At 57.7% G+C, this 20,414-nt stretch carries 18 protein-coding genes; 10 read left to right on the top strand and 8 right to left on the bottom strand.

Translation table 11 applies throughout. The features are described 5' to 3' along the window. Positions 1-96: 96 nt before the first annotated feature. Entirely contained in the window at positions 97-2,322 is a 2,226-nt protein-coding gene (glyS, locus tag DSM25558_RS07915) for a glycine--tRNA ligase subunit beta (protein ID WP_077103533.1), read from the bottom strand. Positions 2,323-2,737: 415 nt separating this feature from the next. Between glyS and DSM25558_RS07910 the strand changes: the two genes are divergently transcribed. The 4 genes from DSM25558_RS07910 to DSM25558_RS07895 all read left to right on the top strand — a co-directional run bounded on the left by DSM25558_RS07910 (position 2,738) and on the right by DSM25558_RS07895 (position 7,582). After that, the gene (locus DSM25558_RS07910) at positions 2,738-3,700 is read left to right on the top strand and encodes a glycine--tRNA ligase subunit alpha (protein ID WP_077103531.1); all 963 of its coding nucleotides are present in this window, start codon (positions 2,738-2,740) and stop codon (positions 3,698-3,700) included. Positions 3,701-3,787: 87 nt separating this feature from the next. Then, positions 3,788-4,339 (top strand): LemA family protein, encoded by a 552-nt coding sequence (locus tag DSM25558_RS07905; protein ID WP_077103529.1) that lies wholly within the window; start codon positions 3,788-3,790, stop codon positions 4,337-4,339. Between the two features lie 43 nt (positions 4,340-4,382). Further along, positions 4,383-5,645 (top strand): 3-phosphoshikimate 1-carboxyvinyltransferase, encoded by a 1,263-nt coding sequence (locus DSM25558_RS07900; protein ID WP_077103527.1) that lies wholly within the window; start codon positions 4,383-4,385, stop codon positions 5,643-5,645. A gap of 20 nt (positions 5,646-5,665) precedes the next feature. Beyond that, positions 5,666-7,582, top strand: a complete 1,917-nt coding sequence (locus DSM25558_RS07895) for a DUF2207 domain-containing protein (RefSeq protein ID WP_077103525.1) — start codon at positions 5,666-5,668, stop codon at positions 7,580-7,582. 20 nt (positions 7,583-7,602) lie between these two features. Here DSM25558_RS07895 and DSM25558_RS07890 read toward each other — a convergent pair whose 3' ends face one another. The 5 genes from DSM25558_RS07890 to DSM25558_RS07870 all read right to left on the bottom strand — a co-directional run bounded on the left by DSM25558_RS07890 (position 7,603) and on the right by DSM25558_RS07870 (position 10,837). Then, positions 7,603-7,797: a hypothetical protein gene (locus DSM25558_RS07890; protein WP_077103523.1), complete on the bottom strand. Its 195-nt coding sequence runs from the start codon at positions 7,795-7,797 to the stop codon at positions 7,603-7,605. 14 nt (positions 7,798-7,811) lie between these two features. Further along, positions 7,812-8,669, bottom strand: a complete 858-nt coding sequence (locus tag DSM25558_RS07885; RefSeq protein ID WP_077103521.1) for a S49 family peptidase — start codon at positions 8,667-8,669, stop codon at positions 7,812-7,814. A 608-nt stretch (positions 8,670-9,277) separates the two neighbouring features. After that, the gene (locus tag DSM25558_RS07880; RefSeq protein WP_077103519.1) at positions 9,278-9,583 is read right to left on the bottom strand and encodes a GIY-YIG nuclease family protein; all 306 of its coding nucleotides are present in this window, start codon (positions 9,581-9,583) and stop codon (positions 9,278-9,280) included. 201 nt (positions 9,584-9,784) lie between these two features. Further along, positions 9,785-10,600 carry a tRNA1(Val) (adenine(37)-N6)-methyltransferase gene (locus tag DSM25558_RS07875; RefSeq protein ID WP_077103517.1) on the bottom strand — a complete coding sequence of 272 codons (816 nt, stop codon included), beginning with the start codon at positions 10,598-10,600 and terminating at the stop codon, positions 9,785-9,787. 6 nt (positions 10,601-10,606) lie between these two features. Beyond that, positions 10,607-10,837 (bottom strand): putative signal transducing protein, encoded by a 231-nt coding sequence (locus DSM25558_RS07870; protein WP_077103515.1) that lies wholly within the window; start codon positions 10,835-10,837, stop codon positions 10,607-10,609. A gap of 116 nt (positions 10,838-10,953) precedes the next feature. Between DSM25558_RS07870 and DSM25558_RS07865 the strand changes: the two genes are divergently transcribed. The 4 genes from DSM25558_RS07865 (at position 10,954) to moaB (ending at position 15,512) form a co-directional block, all read left to right on the top strand. Next, positions 10,954-11,970, top strand: a complete 1,017-nt coding sequence (locus tag DSM25558_RS07865; RefSeq protein ID WP_077103827.1) for a polyprenyl synthetase family protein — start codon at positions 10,954-10,956, stop codon at positions 11,968-11,970. Between the two features lie 261 nt (positions 11,971-12,231). After that, positions 12,232-14,073 (top strand): tetratricopeptide repeat protein, encoded by a 1,842-nt coding sequence (locus tag DSM25558_RS07860; protein WP_077103825.1) that lies wholly within the window; start codon positions 12,232-12,234, stop codon positions 14,071-14,073. Between the two features lie 6 nt (positions 14,074-14,079). Then, entirely contained in the window at positions 14,080-14,970 is an 891-nt protein-coding gene (locus DSM25558_RS07855) for a 4-(cytidine 5'-diphospho)-2-C-methyl-D-erythritol kinase (protein ID WP_077103513.1), read from the top strand. Continuing rightward, positions 14,967-15,512 (top strand): molybdenum cofactor biosynthesis protein B, encoded by a 546-nt coding sequence (moaB, locus tag DSM25558_RS07850; RefSeq protein ID WP_077103511.1) that lies wholly within the window; start codon positions 14,967-14,969, stop codon positions 15,510-15,512. The genes DSM25558_RS07855 and moaB overlap by 4 nt, the downstream gene beginning before the upstream one ends. Here moaB and DSM25558_RS07845 read toward each other — a convergent pair whose 3' ends face one another. Next, on the bottom strand, positions 15,513-16,031 hold the full coding sequence (locus DSM25558_RS07845; protein WP_077103509.1) for a glycosyltransferase family protein: 519 nt from the start codon (positions 16,029-16,031) through the stop codon (positions 15,513-15,515). 201 nt (positions 16,032-16,232) lie between these two features. Between DSM25558_RS07845 and DSM25558_RS07840 the strand changes: the two genes are divergently transcribed. Then, a complete protein-coding gene (locus tag DSM25558_RS07840) occupies positions 16,233-17,390 on the top strand; it encodes a PA0069 family radical SAM protein (RefSeq protein ID WP_077103507.1) in 1,158 nt (385 codons plus the stop codon). Positions 17,391-17,678: 288 nt separating this feature from the next. After that, positions 17,679-18,332 carry a ribonuclease HII gene (locus DSM25558_RS07835; protein ID WP_077103505.1) on the top strand — a complete coding sequence of 218 codons (654 nt, stop codon included), beginning with the start codon at positions 17,679-17,681 and terminating at the stop codon, positions 18,330-18,332. A gap of 15 nt (positions 18,333-18,347) precedes the next feature. Here DSM25558_RS07835 and DSM25558_RS07830 read toward each other — a convergent pair whose 3' ends face one another. Continuing rightward, positions 18,348-20,180, bottom strand: coding sequence for a HAMP domain-containing methyl-accepting chemotaxis protein (locus DSM25558_RS07830; RefSeq protein ID WP_077103503.1), 1,833 nt, complete (start codon positions 20,178-20,180; stop codon positions 18,348-18,350). Positions 20,181-20,414: the final 234 nt, after the last annotated feature.

The following is a 20,414-nucleotide window of genomic DNA, read 5'->3' as shown; positions in this document are numbered from 1 at the left end:
TCGAGGGCTATCTGCGAGTCGATCTCCCCACCTGTGGGGGAGATGTCCGGCAGGAAAGAGGGGGGTAAACCGCGCACTCTACGCCCCCTGTCCACCTCACCCACTGATCTTCGAAAAATCCGCAACCGTTCCCGTCGCCTCACGAATGGCCTTGAGCAAAGCCAGACGGTTGGCGCGGATGGCGTTGTCTTCATCGTTGACGAGCACGTCTTCGAAGAATTTATCGACTGGCGCGCGAAGCGTAGACAGCGCCTGCATGGCGGAGCGGAAGTCTTCCGCCTCAACCGCCTTGGCGGCACCGGCAGAGGCGGTCTTGATGGCAGCGTAGAGCGCCTTTTCGGCGTCGAGCTTCAGCAACTCTTCCGAGACGCTGTCAGCCACCACGGTGCCCTTCTTTTCTTCCGCAGCCAAAAGCTGGGTGGCGCGCTTGGTGCCGGCCAGAAGGTTGATGCCATCCTGATCCGTCACGAAGGCCGTCAGCGCTTCGACGCGGCGGGCGACCATGAGGAGATCGTCGGTCTCGGGCGTGAGAACGGCTTCGATGAGATCGTAGCGCGCGCCGAGATCACGGAGGTAGACTTTCAGGCGGTCGTGGAAGAATGCAAGCAGATCAGGCTTATAAATTCTTTCTGCAATCTCTTCTTCCGTTTGTGCCTCAGAAGAATAAATTTCTTTATTATAAGCCGCCGCGAAAACGTCTTTAGCCAAGCGAACACGAACATTCCGCTCCAAAATCATCCGGACCACACCCAGCGCAGCACGACGCAGCGCGAACGGATCTTTCGAACCCGTCGGCTTTTCGTCGATGGCCCAGAAGCCGACCAATGTGTCGAGCTTGTCGGCGAGTGCTACGGTCAGACCAACCTTATCTTCTGGCAGACGGTCAGAAGGACCATTGGGCTTCCAGTGGTCTTCGATGGCGGCGGCGACGCTTTCGTTTTCGCCTTGCAGCGTCGCATATTTGCGGCCCATCAGGCCCTGCAATTCGGGGAATTCACCAACCGCCTCAGTGCGCAGGTCGGCCTTGGCCAGAACCACGGCGCGGTCCACGAGGGCGGCATCGGCACCGATAACCGGGGCAAGCTGCTTGGCCAGTTCACGGATTCGAGCAACGCGCTCACCCTGCGTGCCGAGCTTGGCGTGGAAGGTCACGTTCAGCGCATCCAGCTTGGCCATGCGCTGGTCCAGCGGCTTTTTCAGGTCGAGGTCGAACTTCGCAGCGGAATCTTTGAGCGTTTCCAGGTCCGGCAGGTCGCCCTGGTCGCGGGTCCAGAAATGCTTGGCGTCGGATAGACGCGCGCGCACGACCTTACCATTGCCGTGCATGATTTCCTTGCCGCCATCTTTCGCCTCGATGTTAGAGACCAGAATGAAGCGGTTGGAGAGGCCTTCGGTCGCACCTTGTGGGCGGGTGACGAAACACTTCTGGTTGGTCTTGATGGTGAGGCGGATGATTTCGGCGGGGATTTCGAGGTAATCCTCCTCGAATGTGCCAATCAGCACCTGCGGCCACTCCACCAGGCCGGAGACCTCTTCCAGCAGGCCCTCGTCTTCCACGAGATCGAGACCGTTCGCGAAGGCCAGATCCTTGGCGTCGTGCAGAATGATGTCCTTGCGGCGCTCGGCATCCAGAATGACCTTGGCCTTTTCCAGATTGGCGGAATAATCCTCGAACCGGCGCACGGTGATGGCATCCGGTGCGTGGAAACGGTGGCCATAGGTGATGTTGGATGCAACGATGCCGTCAATCTCGAAGGGAATGATCTTCGCCTCGTCATGTTCGGGGCCGAAGAGGCAGACGATGGATTGCAGCGGACGCACCCAGCGCAGGCTTTCCGACCCCTTGCCCTCGATGCCGCCATAGCTGGAACCCTTCGGCATGGAAGCCGAGCCGGAGCGCATGGATTTCGGCCACGGGAAACCCCTGATAATGCCGGGCATCACATCCGCAATGATATCTTCCGCCGGACGGCCCGGCTTGTTGATGATGGCGATATAGAAATCACCCTTCTTCGGATCGTTGACGACCTGCGCTTCCGAGACGGACGACAGACCGGCACCGCGCAAAAAGCCCTCGATGGCCTTTTCGTTGGCGTCGGTGCGTGGGCCTTTCTTTTCTTCGCGCACATCGGCGGAGCGCGCATTGAGACCGCGAATATCCAGCGTCAGACGGCGCGGCGTCCAGTATTCGCGCGCGCCCTCATAGGTCAGGCCTGCTTCCACCAGCGCATCGGTAACAAGCTTCTTCAGATCACCCGCCGCCTTGCGCTGCATGCGGGCGGGGATTTCCTCGGAGCGAAGTTCGAGCAGAAGATCAGGCATATCTATTTTCCGGTCTGATGGATTTTCGGTTGGCCTCTGCTAGCAAAATTTGGGGCTGGTGCACAATTGTTAATATCGGGTGGGGTTCTGCTGTTGGCGTTTGCGGGTGTGGCTTATACCCGTTGTCTTCGTGGCTGCCACGCCCACCGCCCTCATGCTGAGGTGCTTTGGCCGAAGGACAAAGCCTCGAAGCATCCGCCGCGCACTCTGTGGTCTCATCCCGCTACCCTCGTCCTTCGAGGCCCCTGCGGGGCACCTCTCCTTCGACAGGCTCAGGATGATGGATGAGGGTTGCTATCGTTGTCCGCCGCAAGGCACCCCTCCCCCGCACAGAAGTTCTTGACCCGTAGCCCCTACCCATGGCACCTGTCCGCAACCGATGTAGGTTAAACCTACCTGCCCTCTTTTAACCGTGATGACTGCAATGACCGACGTTCCAGACCATATGAACCCGAAGCGTTCCTTTCAGGCGCTGATCCTGACGCTGCACAATTACTGGGCCGACAAGGGCTGCGCGGTGTTGCAGCCTTACGATATGGAAGTGGGCGCGGGGACGTTTCACCCGGCGACAACACTGCGAGCGTTGGGGCCGAAGCCATGGAAGGCCGCCTATGTGCAGCCGTCGCGCCGTCCATCCGATGGGCGCTACGGCGAAAACCCCAATCGCATGCAGCATTATTACCAGTATCAGGTCATTCTCAAACCGAACCCGTCCAATTTGCAGGAACTCTATCTGGGTTCGCTGAAGGCAATCGGTCTCGACCCATTGCTGCATGACGTACGCTTTGTGGAAGATGACTGGGAAAGCCCGACACTGGGTGCCTGGGGTCTGGGCTGGGAGTGCTGGTGTGATGGCATGGAAGTGTCGCAGTTTACCTATTTCCAGCAGGTCTGCGGCATTGAATGCTCTCCCGTTGCGGGGGAGTTGACCTATGGTCTGGAGCGTCTGGCCATGTATGTGCAGGGCGTCGATAATGTTTACGACCTGAACTATAACGGCCGCGAAGGCGACGAGAAGATTTCCTATGGCGATGTGTTTTTGCAGGCCGAGCAGGAATATTCCCGCCACAACTTCGAATATGCCGACACCGCCATGCTGCACCGCCACTTCATCGATGCGGAAAAGGAATGCCAGGCGCTGCTGGCGGCGGGAGCGCCGGGCGAGAATGCCAACCAGATGCTGCACAAATGCGTGTTTCCAGCCTATGACCAGTGCATCAAGGCATCCCACGTCTTCAACCTTCTGGACGCGCGCGGCGTGATTTCCGTGACCGAGCGGCAGAGCTACATCCTGCGCGTTCGCACATTGTCCAAGGCATGCGGCGAAGCGTTTTTGATGACGGATGCTGGCGGCGCGAACTGGAACAAGGCGGCCTGACGACTTTTTTCGACAGGCGATGACATGGCCGGGCGGAACGACTATCGTCCCGCCTTGCACATAGGGTTTCATGAGGGGGACTGGGACATGTTTATCGCACTGGCAATCATCGCGGCAATCGCGGTTTATGTCGTCTTCATCTATAACGGCCTCGTCTCAGCGCGGCAGATGACGGAGGAAGCGTGGTCCGGTATCGATGTGCAGCTGAAGCGCCGCGCCGATCTTATTCCCAACCTCATCGAGACCGTGAAGGGTTATGCCGCTCACGAGAAAAGCACGTTTGAGGAAGTGGTTGCCATGCGCAATCGCGCTCAAGCCGTGCCCGCTGGTGATGTCGAGGGGCGTGCGCAGGCCGAGGGATTGTTGAGCCAAGCGCTGGGTAAGCTGTTTGCGCTGGCGGAAGCCTACCCGGACCTCAAGGCCAATCAGGGCTTTCTGGAATTGCAGAAATCGCTGGAAACCATCGAAGGTGAAATCCAGATGTCGCGCCGCTATTATAACGGGTCAGCGCGGGATCTGAACGTCAAAGTCGAGAGCTTTCCCTCCAACCTCGTCGCGCGCAATTTCGGCTTTATCAAAGCTCCGTTTTTCGAGATCACCAACGAGGCGGACCGCGCCGTTCCTTCCGTGAAATTCTGATACTAAAAACCGGCATCTGGCTGGTTGAGAAAACGATAACGCCATGATCGAACTGACCATCACCCCGCCCAACCATTCGCTTTCCGGCAAGGTGGAGCCGCCCGGCTCCAAATCCATCACCAACCGCGTGTTGCTGCTGGCGGGTCTTGCCAAGGGCCGCAGCCTTCTCACCGGCGCGCTGAAAAGCGATGATACGCTCTATATGGCAGACGCTTTGCGCGCCATGGGCGTTGATGTGACCGAGCCGGATGCGACGAGCTTCGTGGTGGAAAGCAGCGGCGTATTGACCGCACCCAACAAGCCGCTTTTCCTCGGCAACGCGGGAACGGCAACACGGTTTCTGACCGCGGCAGTTGCTTCCGTGGATGGTACTGTGGTTGTCGATGGCGATGAGCATATGCGCAAGCGGCCTATTCTGCCGTTGGTGGAGGCGCTGAACGCGCTGGGCATCGAAGCGAAAGCGGCAACGGGTTGCCCGCCGGTGACGGTGAAGGGCAATGGTCAGGGCTTCACCAAGGACAGCGTCACCATCGATGCCAATCTGTCCAGCCAGTATGTCTCAGCTCTTCTCATGGCCGCACCCTGCGGCGCACAGCCGCTGGACATCATTCTGGCGGGAGAGGATATCGGCGCCAAGGGCTATATCGACCTGACCGTGTCTGCCATGGAAGCTTTCGGCGCGACGGTGGAGCGGGTCAGCAACACCATCTGGCGCGTGCACCCGACAGGCTACAAGGCCACCGATTTCCACATCGAACCGGATGCCTCTGCGGCAACCTATCTATGGGGTGCGGAACTGCTGACGGGCGGCCAGATCGATATCGGCACGCCATCCGACAAGTTCACCCAGCCGGATGCCAAGGCCTATGCGGTCATGGCGCAGTTTCCGAACCTTCCTGCCGAAATCGATGGCAGCCAGATGCAGGACGCCATTCCGACGATTGCGGTGCTGGCCGCTTACAACACAACGCCGGTGCGCTTCGTGGGCATTGCCAATCTGCGGGTAAAGGAATGCGACCGCATTCGTGCGCTGTCGCTTGGCCTCAACGCGATCCGCGAAGGGCTGGCCGAGGAAGACGGAGACGACCTCATCGTGCATGCTGATCCTGACCTTGCGGGGCAGACGGTATCTGCTTCCATCGACACGTTCCACGATCACCGCATTGCCATGAGTTTTGCGCTGGCAGGCCTGAAGACCGGCGGCATCGCCATTCAGAACCCGTCTTGCGTGGGCAAGACCTATCCGGGTTACTGGAAGGCGCTGGCTTCACTAGGTGTGGATTACAGCGAAACCGGACAGGATTGATTTTAGGGAGCGCGCCGACCGTGAAGACCATTGCTGCCAGATGTCTCGCACTTTTCGTCTTCATGCTCGCGGCCCTGCCGGTTGCGGCTGAAGAGTTCATCAGCTCCTATCATTCGGTGGTGGATGTCGCCAAAAGCGGTGAGCTGACGGTGACGGAAACGATCACGGCTCGTTCCGAAGGCAACAGGATCAAGCGCGGTATTTTTCGGGATTTCCCGCTCTATGCGCTGGACAAGAACGGCAGCCGCACCAAGGTCGGCTTCAAGGTTCTGTCGGTGGAGCGGGATGGCTCGGCGGAAGATTGGCGTACCGAAAGCATTGATGGCGGCATTCGCATCTATACCGGCAACGCCGACCGGTTTTTGCAGACCGGCGATCATGTTTTCCAGATCACTTACACCACCAACCGGCAAATCCGCTATTTCGACACCTATGACGAACTGACCTGGAACGTGACCGGCAATGGCTGGCAGTTTCCCATGCGCGACATCTCGGCAACCGTTTCCCTGCCTGAAAACGTGTCACCCACCGACACCGCTGTGTTTACCGGAAAGCTTGGCGCGACCGGCAAGGATGCCCGCATCATGACCGAGGGCAACGAGGTCTTCTTCGCCTCCACTCGCCCCTTTTATCAGGGCGAGGGCATGACGATTGCGGTGAAACTGCCGAAGGGCGCGATCGACGCGCCGACGGCTGCGCAGGCGCGGAGCTGGTGGTTGCAGGACCATCTGGGCTCGGTGCTGGGCGTTTCCGGTTTCATTCTCATCCTGTTTTATTATTACCGGGCCTGGTCAGCCGTTGGCCGCGATCCCGCCAAAGGCATTATCGTGCCGCGCTGGGATGCGCCGGAGGGATTGTCGCCTGCGCTCGTCAACTACGTCGATAATCACGGGTTTTCGGATAGTGGCTGGACGGCGTTTTCCGCCGCATCGCTCAACCTTGCGGTCAAAGGCTATGTCGTGCTGGAGGATTTGAAAAATTCCCTCATCATTCGCCGCACCAAAAAGCCAATCGAGGGCAAGTTACAGGCGGGTGAGGCATCGCTGATCAATACGGTTGATCAACCGGGCACGGCATTCGAGATCAACAAGGAAAATGGCTCACGGGTCGTGTCGCTCGGCAATGCTTTTCGCAAAGCAATCGAGTCGGAGCACAGCGGTAAATATTACCATGCCAATGCCGGCTTCATCACGCTGGGTTTTGTCCTGTCCATCATTGTCATCTTCGGCGTTGTCGTGTTCGGCAATTTCGAACCTGAAGCCCTCGTTGCGATGTTCGTTATCGGCATCCTGTCCTTCGTCGGAACGATTTTTTCACTTGTCTTCGGGAAATCGTTGACGCGTGGCGGCTCTCTGCTCAAGCGTATGGGGATGATCATCGTTCTTGCGCTGGTGGGGTCCATGCTGATTTCCGGTATTGGTGGTGCGATCAGTATCTTCTCGCTGGAAGCGCTAGAGGCGCTGCATTTGCCAGCCATCATGTCCGTCGCCGGTATCATCGCCACCAACCTCGTGTTCCTGATGCTGATGGGCGCGCCCACACCGCTGGGGCGCAAGCTTATGGACGGAATCGAAGGACTGCGCCTCTACCTGACGGTTGCTGAAAAAGACCGGATGAACATGCAGGGCGCGCCGCAGATGTCGCCGCAGCATTTCGAAACCCTGCTGCCCTACGCGGTGGCGCTAGGCGTCGAGAAACCCTGGAGCGAGACGTTCGAAACGTGGCTGGCGAATGCCAAAGCGGGAGAATATTCGCCTGGATGGTACAGCGGTAACTACAGCAATTTCGGAACCCGCATCGGCGGCTTCTCTTCCACCATGGCATCGACCATCGCCTCAACGATACCGGCACCGGTAAGCTCGTCTTCATCGAGTTTTTCCGGCGGCGGCGGTTCGTCTGGGTCTGGCGGCGGGGGTGGTGGAGGCGGTGGCTGGTAGGCCAGCCAATTGAGGTCTGATTAGACCTCGTCTTCCTTCTTGACGCGGTATTCGCCGGTCGTCGGGTCTTTGATCAGCGTGCCGGTGGCACCGGTCTCGCGCTCTTTTTCCTGCCGTTTGGTTTTCTCGGACAGTTTTTTCGCATCGCCGACAAAGCGTTTGTAAAGAATGATCGCCCCGAACATGAGCAGGGCGAGCGTTATCAATTGGGCCATCTATCGTTTGTCCATCAAAATCCGTAACGCGCCCACAATGCCTTTTCTTCCGCCACTTCCGCAAGCCCCGAAGCGGCGGATGCGGCGATTGACTGGGCATACAGATCGACGCCCGGCAATTTCTTGCCGAAGAAATTGCGTGCACCGCTGACAAGCTGAAGCTTGACCTTATCGCCGTAACGACGGCGCAAGACATCGCGCATATCACCAAGACCATCGATGAGGCCAAGATCAAGACCGCGCATACCGGTCCAGAACAGACCGGAGAAGAGCGCCGGATCGTCCTTCAGCTTTGAACCGCGGCGCAGCTTGACCATGTCGATGAAAACATTGTGGATTTCCAGCTGAAGCGACCTCAGATATTCGATATCGCCCTCCTTTTCCGGCTGGAAGGGATCAAGAATGGCCTTGTTCTGTCCTGCGGTATAGACGCGGCGCTCGACACCAATCTTCTTCAGCATTTCTGGAAAGCCGAAGCCGCCGGAGACGACGCCGATGGAGCCGACGATAGAGGTCGGGTCGGCAATGATCTCATCGCCCGCCAGCGCAATCATGTAACCGCCGGATGCCGCCACATCTTCCACGAAGATCAGGACTTTTTTGTTCTTTTCCTCGGCCAGCTGGCGGATACGGTTATAAATCATCCGCGACTGAACCGGCGAACCACCGGGCGAATTCAGCGTAATGGCGACGACGGGCGCTTCCTTCATGCCGAAAGCCTTGTCCAGCAACGGCGCGTAAGACGCCAGATTGAGCGCCGGACGAAACTGACTGCCGCCTGCCATAATGGCGCCGTGCATGCGCACGACCGGAATGATCAGCTCCGTCTTACGAAACCGCTTCGGCACCAGTCGCTTCAAAAATCCAGCCATCTTATCCTCATCGTCATTCCTATGTGAACCGATGTGGGTATGGCGGGGGTAAAGACAATGGTGGGCGTGGTGATAATTTGGTGAGGGGTGGCTGGGTAACACGCGCCTCACCGATGTGAGGAATGCGTGTACCAATGCACTACCTCCCGTAACCCTCGTCCTTCGAGGCCCCTGCGGGGGCACCTCTCCTTCGGCAAGCTCAGGATGATGGATGAGGGTTACTACCGTCGAACTCGCATCAGCTGAGTACTAGCGTTACGACACCGCTGACTGAGATGAAGCAGCGTCTCTCCGCCCATACTGCTTGCCCGCAATCCTCGTCCTTCGAGGCTCCGGCTTCGCCTCCGCACCTCAGGATGAGGATTGCTGCGTTGAGTCTGTGGCTCGGCTTCATGTTGATGTTTATTACATGAGTTTCCGTCGACTTAAGTAGTCGTTACGCCACGGTAGAAGCCCTCACCCATTATCCTGAGCTTGCTGAAGGAGGAAGTGCCCCGCAGGGGCCTCGAAGGACTGGGGCGGTCGGGTGCCGCAACGTCTCTCCGCCCTCATGGTGAGGTGCGCAGCCCGAAGGGCGGAGCCTCGAACCATCGGGGGCGGCCACTGTTTTAAGATGATTGCTTAGCGACCGCCGGTCCCCTGCGCGAAAGCTCCGGCAGAGACTCATAGGCCATCGCGATCAAAGCTTCCTTCTTGCGCCGAGACCAGCCTTTGATCTGGCGCTCACGCTCGATGGCATCGACAATGCGGTCGGAGGTCTCAGTAAACACCAGTTCAACCGGGCGTCGTTTCGAGGTATAACCATCATAGATACCGGCATTGTGTTCCCACACGCGGGCTTCAACGGACTGCTTGGTCAGCCCGGTATAATATGATCCATCGCAGCAACGAACGATATATACGGTTACTTCCATAGCGAGAATTTTGCTGTGTCTGCAAAACCATTTCAACACTGAAAACTATGGGTATTTGCAACGATTGAAGTGGATAGCCCGCAACCCTCGTCCTTCGAGGCTCCGGCTTTGCCTCCGCGCCTCAGGATGAGGGCTGCTACCGTCGAGCCCTGCCTCTTAGGACACAACTGCGGATGCTACTCCGCGGCTAGGCTACGGAACTCAGGATGAGGCTAGCTGCCGCTTGCCTGGCGTGCTTGCATCATTCCGTCCATACCCCACCCGCCCATTGCTCAAATCATCCACCACCGACAAAAAGGCGTGGCTCTCATCTACGTGCATGGTCAGCGGCGCGCGGAAAGTGAGGCGTGCTCGGGAGCCCTTGATGGCGGTGACGAGCATTCGCACTGCGTCTTCGCCGGCCCTTGGGTGGATGAGGGTGATTTCCAGGCCGCCGAAGCGGCGACCGCAGGCGGTGATGATGTCGGCTATGGATTGAGGGCGGGTGATCAGGGAGAGTTGACCACCTGGCACCATGATGGCGGCGGCGGTTCTCAGCCAGTTTTCGAACAGATCGTCCGTCATGGCATGGGCTGCGGCTTTTAACGCATCGGGCGTTTTGCGGTCGCCTGCGTCGTTATAGGGTGGGTTCATGATGACGTGGTGGAAATGGTTGTCGAGTAGCCCTGCTTCCCTGCGGGCATTGGCGCGCAGGGTGACATCCGCCTGTTGGACGCGGATACGATTTGCAAAAATAGCGTTCGCCGAAAGCAGTAGGCTTCGCTGCGCAAAATCGACCATTTCCGGCGAAAACTCAAACAGCGTGACGTCAGCTTTTGAAAGACGTGACGCCACCGCCATCCCTGCGGCACCGGCACCGGCACCCAGGTCGGCAACACGACACGGCGCGTCATCGGCTACGAGAGAGGCCAGCAGCATGGCATCCATGCCTGCCCTGTGGCCCCTGCCCTTTGGCTGTAAAATCTGAAAGCGACCGCGATGAAACGCATCGACTGTTTCGGAAACGGTGGCTGCCATGGGTTTTCAAGCCTTTTCGTCGCGAAGCTCGTCGGCAAGCCCGGCATCGGTCAGAATGCGGCGTGCCTCGTCGCCGCGCTCTTCCTCGACCAGAAAACGGCGGGGAAGAAGCCCGAGCGAACCTTCAAGAATGCTCATGCCTTGATCGGCGATGAGGCAGTGGATGCCGGCGTCTTTCATCAGGCTCTCCGAGAAGGACAGAAGAACGGCATTGTTTGTACGGATCAGTTCACGCATAGGTCAGTTTCCACCCTAAATCCCATCTTTTTGAACGGTGTGAGGCAATTCGCCCCTTGCCGCTTCCATCGACGCTTTCTATTGTCGGCCCCAATAGTGAACAGGAGTCCGGACCGTTGGGCGTCGTCATACCGCTTGAAGAAAGCAAAAACAAACTCGCATCCGTCAAGCCGCTTGTCGACCTGACCCTTCCTGACATGGAAAGGGTTAACCAGCTTATTCTTTCCAAGGCCGGTTCAGATGTCCAGATGATACCCGAAGTGGCCAACCACCTGATCTCATCGGGTGGAAAACGTCTACGCCCCATGCTGACCCTCGCATCCGCCGCAATGTTCGATTACAGGGGCGACCACCACATCAAGCTGGCGACCAGCGTCGAGTTCATGCACACCGCCACCCTGCTGCATGACGACGTGGTGGATGAGAGTGATCTGCGCCGCGGTAAATCCACGGCCCGCACCATCTGGGGCAATCAGGCCAGCGTTTTGGTCGGTGACTTTCTTCTCGGCCAGGCCTTCCGGATGATGGTGGAAGTCGGCTCGCTGGATGCACTGGATGTGCTGTCCACAGCGGCCTCCGTCATTGCCGAGGGCGAAGTTCTTCAGCTTTCCGTCGCCAAGAACATGGAAACGACCGAAGACGACTACCTTCAGGTCATTCGCGCCAAGACCGCAGCGCTGTTTGCCGCCGCCGCCGAAGTCGGCCCCATCGTTGCCAAAACCGACAAGGCGACCCGCAGCGCGCTGAAATCCTACGGCATGAATCTTGGCCTTGCCTTCCAGCTGGTGGATGATGTGCTGGATTATGGCGGCAAGTCCGCCGATCTGGGCAAGAACACCGGCGACGATTTCCGCGAAGGCAAAATCACGCTTCCCGTTATCCTGTCCTATCGTCGCGGCACGGTGGAAGAGCGCGCTTTCTGGAAGCGGGCGATTGAAAACGGCGAGAGCACTGATGAAAATCTGGAGACGGCACTCGGCCTCATCAGGAAGTATAATGGTCTTGCGGATACCATTACGCGCGCCAACCATTACGGCACCATTGCCCGTGATGCGCTGGCACCTCTGCCGCAGAGCCCTTGGAAAAACGCGCTGATGGAAGTAATCGACTTCTGCATCGACCGGGTGAATTGAAGGCTTTCAGGCGTCGCGAAACCATTCATCCATTTCGCGATGCCAACATCTCACAAATCGAATATCAGGCGCAGAATTTCTTGCGGGCTTGCTTCAAAAAAGCCATTCTGTCGTGACGTGGTGCGTCATCGCCTGAATCGTTTCGGTTCGGGCAGGACAATCCAGTTCAAGCATTACAGCGTCAAGGTGCATCCGCTTGCGCCGAACTGTAAGGCGGCAGCGGAAATTTCGGTGCATATGCACAAAAGCAAAGGTTCCTTTATGCGGCGCAAACCAGCATTTCGTCTTCTCTGTGGCGCGGCCTTCATTGCCGTACTCTCCATAAGCGCTGGCCCAACCGCCGCCTTTGCCGAGACGAAACCTGCCGAAAAGGCTCAGGAAACGGTGACTTTCGACCCCGCAAAGGTCAACACTTTCTCCGGCGCGTTTCTGGCAGCCCGCACAGCCGATGTGGATCAGGATTTCGCCACCGCCATCACGCTCTACCAAAAAGCCCTGGAATTCGACACGGCCAATGTGGAAATTCGTCAGCGCCTGATGATCGCACAGTTGCTGAGTGGTGATTTCGAAGCCGGTGCGAAGATTGCTGATTCGCTAAAGGACGATTCGTCCGTAGAGCGCGTGACCACCATCATTCGTGCTCTGGCTGCCATCAAGCACAAGGAATTTTCCGCTGCGGAAAAAATCCTGAAATATACCGGCCCCAACGATCTGGACCGCATGGTCAACACGCTGCTGACCGCATGGGCGCGTGCCGGTGCTGGCAAAGGCAAGGAAGCCCTGGCTCTCGTCAACGGTATGAAGGGACCAGGCTGGATTTCGATCTTCCAGAAATACCACGCCGGTGCCATCGCGCTGGTTACGGGTAACACCGAAGCTGCCCGCAAAAGCCTGAACGATGCCGTGGCGGACCGCGAAGGTGGTGCGACCGCGACTGATACTTACATGCGCGCCGTGATGGCATTGGCCCGGCTGGAGGCCAAGGCTGGCAACAAGCAGAAGGCGCTGGACACCATTGCCGTTGGCGATACATTCGCGCCAAACTATGCGCCGCTGAAGGCTTTGCGCCAGAGCATCGAAAAGGGTGAAAAGCCCGATCAGCAGGTTGAAACTGCTGAAGAAGGTGCGGCATCCGTGATGTTCTCCATCGCTGGCGCTCTAAACCGCGAAGGCGCGGAAGAAATCGTCACCCTTTACCTTCAGACATCGCGTGCGCTCGATCCGAAAAGCGCCGATACGCTGATCCTGCTCGGTGGTCTTGCCGAAGCGCAGAAGCAGCCGGACCGCGCCATTGCGTTCTACCGCGAAGTGCCGGCGGATTCGCCGATGCACCGCATCTCCGAATTGCAGCTTGGCCTGACGCTGGCGCAGACGGACAAGGTGGAAGAGGCGCGCAAGCACCTCAAATCATTGCTCGACTCCGATCCAACCGACATTCGCTCCTACCTTGCCTACGGCTCGGTCTTGTCCGATGCCAAGGACTACGCAGCCATGGCTGCAAATTATGACAAGGCCGTCGAGGTCATCGGTGCCGTGCCGAAGAAGACCGATTGGACCATCTTTTTTCAGCGTGCCATTGCCTATGAGCGCCTGAAGCAGTGGGACAAGGCGGAACCCAACTTCAAACGGGCGTTGGAACTCAACCCTGAGCAGCCCCAGGTCCTGAATTATCTGGGCTATTCCTGGGTGGACAAGAATATGAACCTCGATGAGGGGATCGACATGATCCGCCGTGCCGTCGAGCTTCGTCCGAATGATGGCTACATCGTCGATTCGCTTGGCTGGGCGCATTTCCGCCTCGGCGCATTCGATGAATCAGTGACGGAACTGGAGCGGGCTATCGAGTTGCGCGCTGGCGACCCGACCATCAACGATCATCTGGGCGACGCCTATTGGCGTGTGGGCCGCAAGATCGAAGCGGTCTATCAGTGGAACCGGGCGCTGATCGGCGATAGCGACGATGTGGATAAGGCCAAGGTGAAGGAAAAGATCGCCAACGGTCTGCCGCCGCTGGAAAAAGACGCGCAGAACACCGCCAAGAAGGATCAGGCCACACCACAGCCACCCGCGGCACCGGCCCCTGCCCCGGATAAGAAATCCTGAGGCGTTATGCTCTCGCATAAGCCTATAGGAGCGGTCGAAACGACAGAGGCCGCTCCTGCCAAAATCAATCTCGCACTGCATGTGACAGGTCAGCGGGCAGATGGGTATCATCTGCTCGAAATGCTGGTGACGTTTACTGAAGTGGGCGACGTCGTTCACATTGAAGACGCGCTGGAAGATCGTTTTTCCATCTCCGGACCATTCTCCCACACTCTCATGCAAAGCGATGCCGGAGACAATCTGGTGCTCAAGGCGCGGGATTTGCTGCGTCAGGCATCCGGGCCCGAATTTCGGCCGGTTGCCATTCATCTTGAGAAAAATCTGCCCGTTTCATCGGGAATCGGTGGTGGATCGGCGGATGCGGCTGCCACTTTGCGTGGTCTGTGTCGCCACTGGAACATCGCATTAGCACCCGGAAAACTCGCTGAGATCGCCCTTAAACTGGGGGCCGATGTGCCGATGTGCCTTGCCAGTCAGCCGCTGATTGCACGCGGCATTGGTGAAGACATCGAAATGCTCCATGACATGCCGGTGCTGAACCTCGTTCTCGTCAATCCACTAAAAGGTGTCTCGACACCGGAGATTTTCAAGCGCCTGACGAGCAAGAAGAATCCTACTTTGGAAGAACGTGGCGATGCACCATGGATGGCCTTTATCGGCAAAAGCCGCAATGATCTCGAGCCGCCAGCGCGGGCGGTTTTGACCGAAATCGGCGAGGCATCTGACCTGCTGTTACAGGCCGGTGCTGAACTGGTGCGTATGTCCGGTTCCGGTGCGACCTGTTTCGGGCTTTTCGCGACGGTGCAGGATGCTGAAACTGCGGCCAACACGCTTCGCCAATACCGTCCCGGCTGGTATGTTCAGGCAACGAAAACCATGGGCGGACCTTTGAGATGACTGTTGAAAGAGCATTTATTCCCGTCGGCATTGCGGTTCTGACCGTCTCCGACACCCGCACGATGGCAGACGACAAATCCGGCGATACCCTTGTCGCTCGCATTACCGAGGCTGGTCATCTTCTGGTGGACCGCGCCATCGTGGCGGATGACACGGCAGCCATTCAGGCACAGGTGCGGGACTGGACGCTATCCGACGAGATAGACGTCGTCATCACCACCGGCGGCACCGGCTTTACCGGGCGGGACGTGACGCCGGACGCGCTGGAGCCTCTGTTCGAGAAGCGCATGGATGGCTTTTCTGCCGTTTTCCACCGCATCTCCTATGACAAGATCAACACGTCCACCATCCAGTCGCGCGCAACGGCTGGACTTGCCAACTCTACCTTCATTTTCGTGCTGCCCGGCTCTCCCGGTGCCTGCAAGGATGCATGGGACGGAATCTTGAAGGCGCAGCTGGATTACCGCCACATGCCCTGCAATTTCGTGGAAATCATGCCGCGTCTGGACGAGCACCTGAAGCGCGGCAAGGCGCAAGGCTAACTACCGCGCCGCGCGCAGCACCCATGAGGGTATGAGCTCGGCGCTGAGGCGACGGGTTTTCTGCGATTTGGGGAAATGATCGAGCGGCATGCCGGACTTGGCGATCGACAGCGCTTCCTGCTTGGCTAACAGCAGGCCATATTCCAGCGGCGGCCTACGCCGTATGAAACGCGACAGAAACGATGGGCGGTAGTGGCGCGAGGGAGCAAAGCGTGCCGGCATCTTACCAAGCGCCGTATATTCGCTGATGTCAGCGATCCAGCCGCTTTGCGGGCGGCTGCCCGGCTCCATCATCAATATCCACTCGCCGCGTGCCGAGGCGATGATATCTCTGATGTCCCATTCCGTATAAAACCGGCAGCCAGCGGCTTCAGCCACACGCTCCGAGCCGTCGCTGGAGGCGTGATCCAACACGATGACGTCACTGATCAGCCCCTCCACGGCACCCGAAACGAGCGTGGAAAGGGTATGAGCAAGCTCCGGCTCCTGATCCCGGCATTCCATGATGACTGTCAGCATATGTCTATCTGCTTGTGATCCCTATGATCGATAAAATAGCAAAGCCTGCGCCGCCACAACATTTCATCGATAAAATTCCTACCGCAATGCAAAAGAAATAGCTATCGCGCGTTTCGACATTTTGTTCTTGTAATGTTCTCATTCGTGGTTTAAGAATCGATGCATCCACCAAGCCGGTTCATGCCGGTCAGGAGCATCCAGATGAGACAACATGTGCTTTCCGGGCAGGCTGCTTTTCAGCCGGGCCATACGCCAGATATCGCCAATGCGCTGGCCGATGCATCGGGCCTGCGGATTGAGATCGACCGACGTCGTGGACGTGGCGCGGGCATCAATCCCGGTGGACGCTTTGAGACTTTGCAGCACGAGCCTGTCGATGATGGCTGGCAGATCATTGAGGAACTGCCGGAGTTTCGCACCGAAGTGCAGGTGGAAAAACCCCGCACCATCATTACCCGTAACGATTCACCCGACATTCCCTTCGACCGCTCCATAAACCCCTATCGCGGCTGCGAGCATGGCTGCATCTATTGTTTCGCAAGGCCAAGCCATAGCTATATGGGCCTGTCTGCTGGTCTGGATTTCGAGGCGAAGCTATTTGCCAAGCCGGATGCCGCAAAGCTTCTGGAACGGGAACTGGGCAAGCCGGGGTACAAGGCGCGGGTGATTGCCATCGGCACCAATACCGATCCTTATCAGCCGATCGAGCGGGAATGGCGCATCATGCGGCAGATCCTCGAAGTGCTGGCAAAGGCCGAGCATCCCGTCGCCATCGTCACCAAATCCGGGCTGATCACCCGCGACATCGACATTCTTGCGCCCATGGCCGCCAAGGGGCTGGTGAAGGTGGGTATTTCGGTGACGACACTGGATCGCAAGCTCGCTCGCAGCATGGAGCCGCGCGCATCGACACCCACCAAACGGTTGGAAGCGATCAAGACACTGACGGAGGCTGGTATTCCGGTTGCCGTGATGATGGCTCCGGTCATTCCGGCCCTTAACGACCACGAGATCGAGCGGGTGTTGGAGGCTGGAAAGGCAGCCGGTGCGACAGAGGCGTCCTATGTACTGTTGCGTCTGCCACTGGAAGTCAGTCCGCTGTTTCGCGAATGGTTGCTGCGCAGCTATCCGCATCGCTACCAGCATGTCATGTCACTGGTGCGCTCCATGCGCGATGGCAAGGATTATGACGCCGAATTCGGAAAGCGGATGAAAGGGGCCGGACCCTATGCCTGGCAGATTGGCCGCCGCTTCGAGATGGCAACGAAAAGGCTTGGCCTGATCCGCCGCGGAATCCACCTTCGCGATGATCTGTTCATCGCTCCGGGAGGTGCAGGCGTGCAGCTTTCATTGCTTTGACGAGCCCTACCAGTTTGTTCGACCCGAACAGTCGCGACTGACTGGAATACGAAAAAGGCATCATGCCATGAGGGCTGATGTTTCAAGAATATCCGTAGCGTCTATGCCCTGCGCTACGGATTATGCCCCCGGTAATCTGCCGCCTCGCATGCGTTTTGCTCTTTTGCCCCAATTTAAAGAGCCAGAGGTCATAAGACCTCATGTAACGGCCTCCGCCCCGTGGCTGTTGCGAACGCCCTGCGACCGGGGGCTTGCGGGAGATCGGTTGCCTGTGCGAGTTTCCGCCGCATGAAGCAACGCACAGCATCCGATTCTCCTGCACTTTTTGACATGATCGATACCGGCCCGGATTTCAGTCTGGAACGTGAGGCCAGGAAACGCGGTCAGTGGCCGGTGGCTGGCACGGATGAAGCAGGACGTGGGCCATTGGCCGGTCCTGTGGTTGCCGCTGCTGTCATTCTCGATCCTGAGAATATTCCTGAGGGACTGAATGATTCGAAAAAGCTTTCCAAAGCCCGAAGAGAGGTTCTGTTCGAGAAAATCCTGGAAACATCCATCGTGTCTGTCGCCTCATCCGGTCCAGTCCTGATCGACCGCATGAACATATTGCGGGCTAGCCTGGATGCCATGCGTCGTGCCGTGCTCGGACTTCACCTAACACCTGCCCTCGTACTGGCCGATGGACGCGATATTCCTCCGGGTCTTTTGTGTGATGCGAAGGCTGTTATCAAGGGTGACGGTCGTTCCGTCTCCATTGCCGCCGCCTCCATCATCGCCAAGGTCACCAGAGACCGGATGATGGAAAGGGCCGGATTGATTCACCCGGCCTATGGTTTCGAAGCCCATGTGGGATATGGCACACCGACGCATCTGCGTGCCATCGAGGCCAATGGCCCCTGCCCGCTGCACCGCATGAGCTTTAGGCCCATGCGGACAGAGTGACGGGAAGGCCCAGACTTAGCTGGCGCGCCGCATCTCGTAGGCACCGTTATCCCGCCCGTGCGATCCCTGTGCGACGAGCTGGAATTTTTGCAGCAAGGTGCGCAGCTTATCGCTTTCGCTGGCAAGCGCCGATGTTGCAGATGTCGTTTCTTCGACCATCGCAGCATTCTGCTGAGTCGTCTGGTCCATCTGGTTGACGGCGGTGTTCAGTTCCGCAAGGCCTGTCGCCTGCTCCTGAGCGGAGGTCGCAATCGCTCCCATGTGTTCGTTCATCACGGTGACATGGCTTTCGATGGTTTTCAGCGCTTCGCCCGTCTGCTGCACGAGCTTGACACCATTTTCAACCTCCACCGATGACTTGCTGATGAGTTCCTTGATCTCCTTGGCGGCCTTTGCCGAACGTTGGGCGAGTTCGCGCACCTCTTGTGCGACGACCGCGAAGCCTTTGCCCGCCTCACCCGCACGCGCTGCCTCGACACCCGCGTTCAGTGCCAGAAGATTGGTTTGGAACGCAATCTCGTCGATCACCACGATGATGTTGGAAATCTGCCCGGATGATTGCTCGATACGCTGCATGGCATCCACTGCGGTGGCCACTACGTCTCCCGATAGTTTGGCGGCGCGGTTTGCTTCCGTCGCGGCCCCTCTTGCCTCATGGACACGCTTGGTGGAGCTGGCGACGTTCACCGTTATCTCATCAAGCGCAGCAGCCGTCTCTTCAAGCGTTGCGGCCTGCTGCTCCGTGCGCTTCGAAAGGTCCACGGAGCCGTGGGCAATCTCACGGGTTCCATCATTCATGGTATCGATGGAATGCGAGATTTCAGACAGTGTGGCACCCAGCTGCTTCAGCGAACGGTTGAAGTCGTGTCGCAGAGTTTCGAAATCCGGCGCAAAGACGTCGTTGATCTGAAAAGCCAGATCGCCAGATGCCAGACGCTTTAACCCATCCGCCAGTCCAGACGTTGCAGCTCTCAATCGTTCATCTGCATCGGCTTCAGCCTTCTGCTGTGCAGCCAGTCGCTCGACCTCAGCCCGCGTGCGATCAGTCTCGGCCAGCGCCCCGAGACGCTTATTTTCGATGGCAGCGAGGCGGAATATTTCCACGGCTTCGGCCATGGCACCGATTTCATCTTTTCGTCCGCGTGCGGGAACGACGATATCCGAGTCACCGTCCGACAGGCGTCGCATGACATTCGTCATCCGCACCAGCGGTCTTGCGAGATGGAAATTTCCAAAGAGCGCGGCAGCCGCACCGATGGCGAGGGCGGCAGCAAGGGAAATATAGTTGAGTTCGGCAGCGGTCTCCGCAATATCAGTCGTTGACGCCCCTTCATTCCGGACGTCGCTCTCCATATCGTCAACGGCGCTTTGGAGAACAGTCTTGGCATCGTTAAAGGCTGTCAGTGCTTCACCGACAAAGCTGGACCTTGCCTTGTCGATTTTGCCGCTTGTCAGCAATGTCTTCACATCGTTCCAGCGGCCATCCGCGACCCGCCACTTTTCGCTGAAATCCAAGAAGAGCCTGCGGTCTGCTTCGTCCACGATGTATTCCTGGTACTGACGAAAGTCAGCATCCAATGCGGTGCGGGCTTTTTGCATCTGCGTTTCAAATTGCGGCCAGCTATCGGGCGTCGCGCTCACGATGGAGGCCTGCGCATCACGGACATTGCTGACTTCCGCACTGACCTTACCCAGCAGAATGAAAGCCGGAACGCGATCACCGACGATGGTGTCGATGCCGCTTCTGATCTGGTTAAGCGAGGAAATAGAGAAACTTCCCTGCACGCCTGCGACGAGCAACATGATACCCGACAGACCGGCTAGAACAACACCTATGGATATCTTCATGAATGACCTCCCGATGCGGAATATTCCAACCGCCAAATTGTATTTTCAGATATAAATTGCTGCATGCATAATATGTATGGAGATTGAAATTGGCTCTCAGCCGCAAGACATTGAAGAAACTTGCTCACGGCCAATATATTTCGACCCATACTCTAATAGATATGATCTATTACTATAGTTTAAAATTTATTAAATTTGTAAAGCTATATTATGTATCCATTAATACAACTATAG

The organism is Agrobacterium sp. DSM 25558 (genome assembly GCF_900100825.1).
Lineage (GTDB): Bacteria > Pseudomonadota > Alphaproteobacteria > Rhizobiales > Rhizobiaceae > Agrobacterium.
The sequence above is the reverse complement of the archived record's forward strand: the minus strand, read 5'-3'. Positions and strand labels throughout refer to the sequence as shown.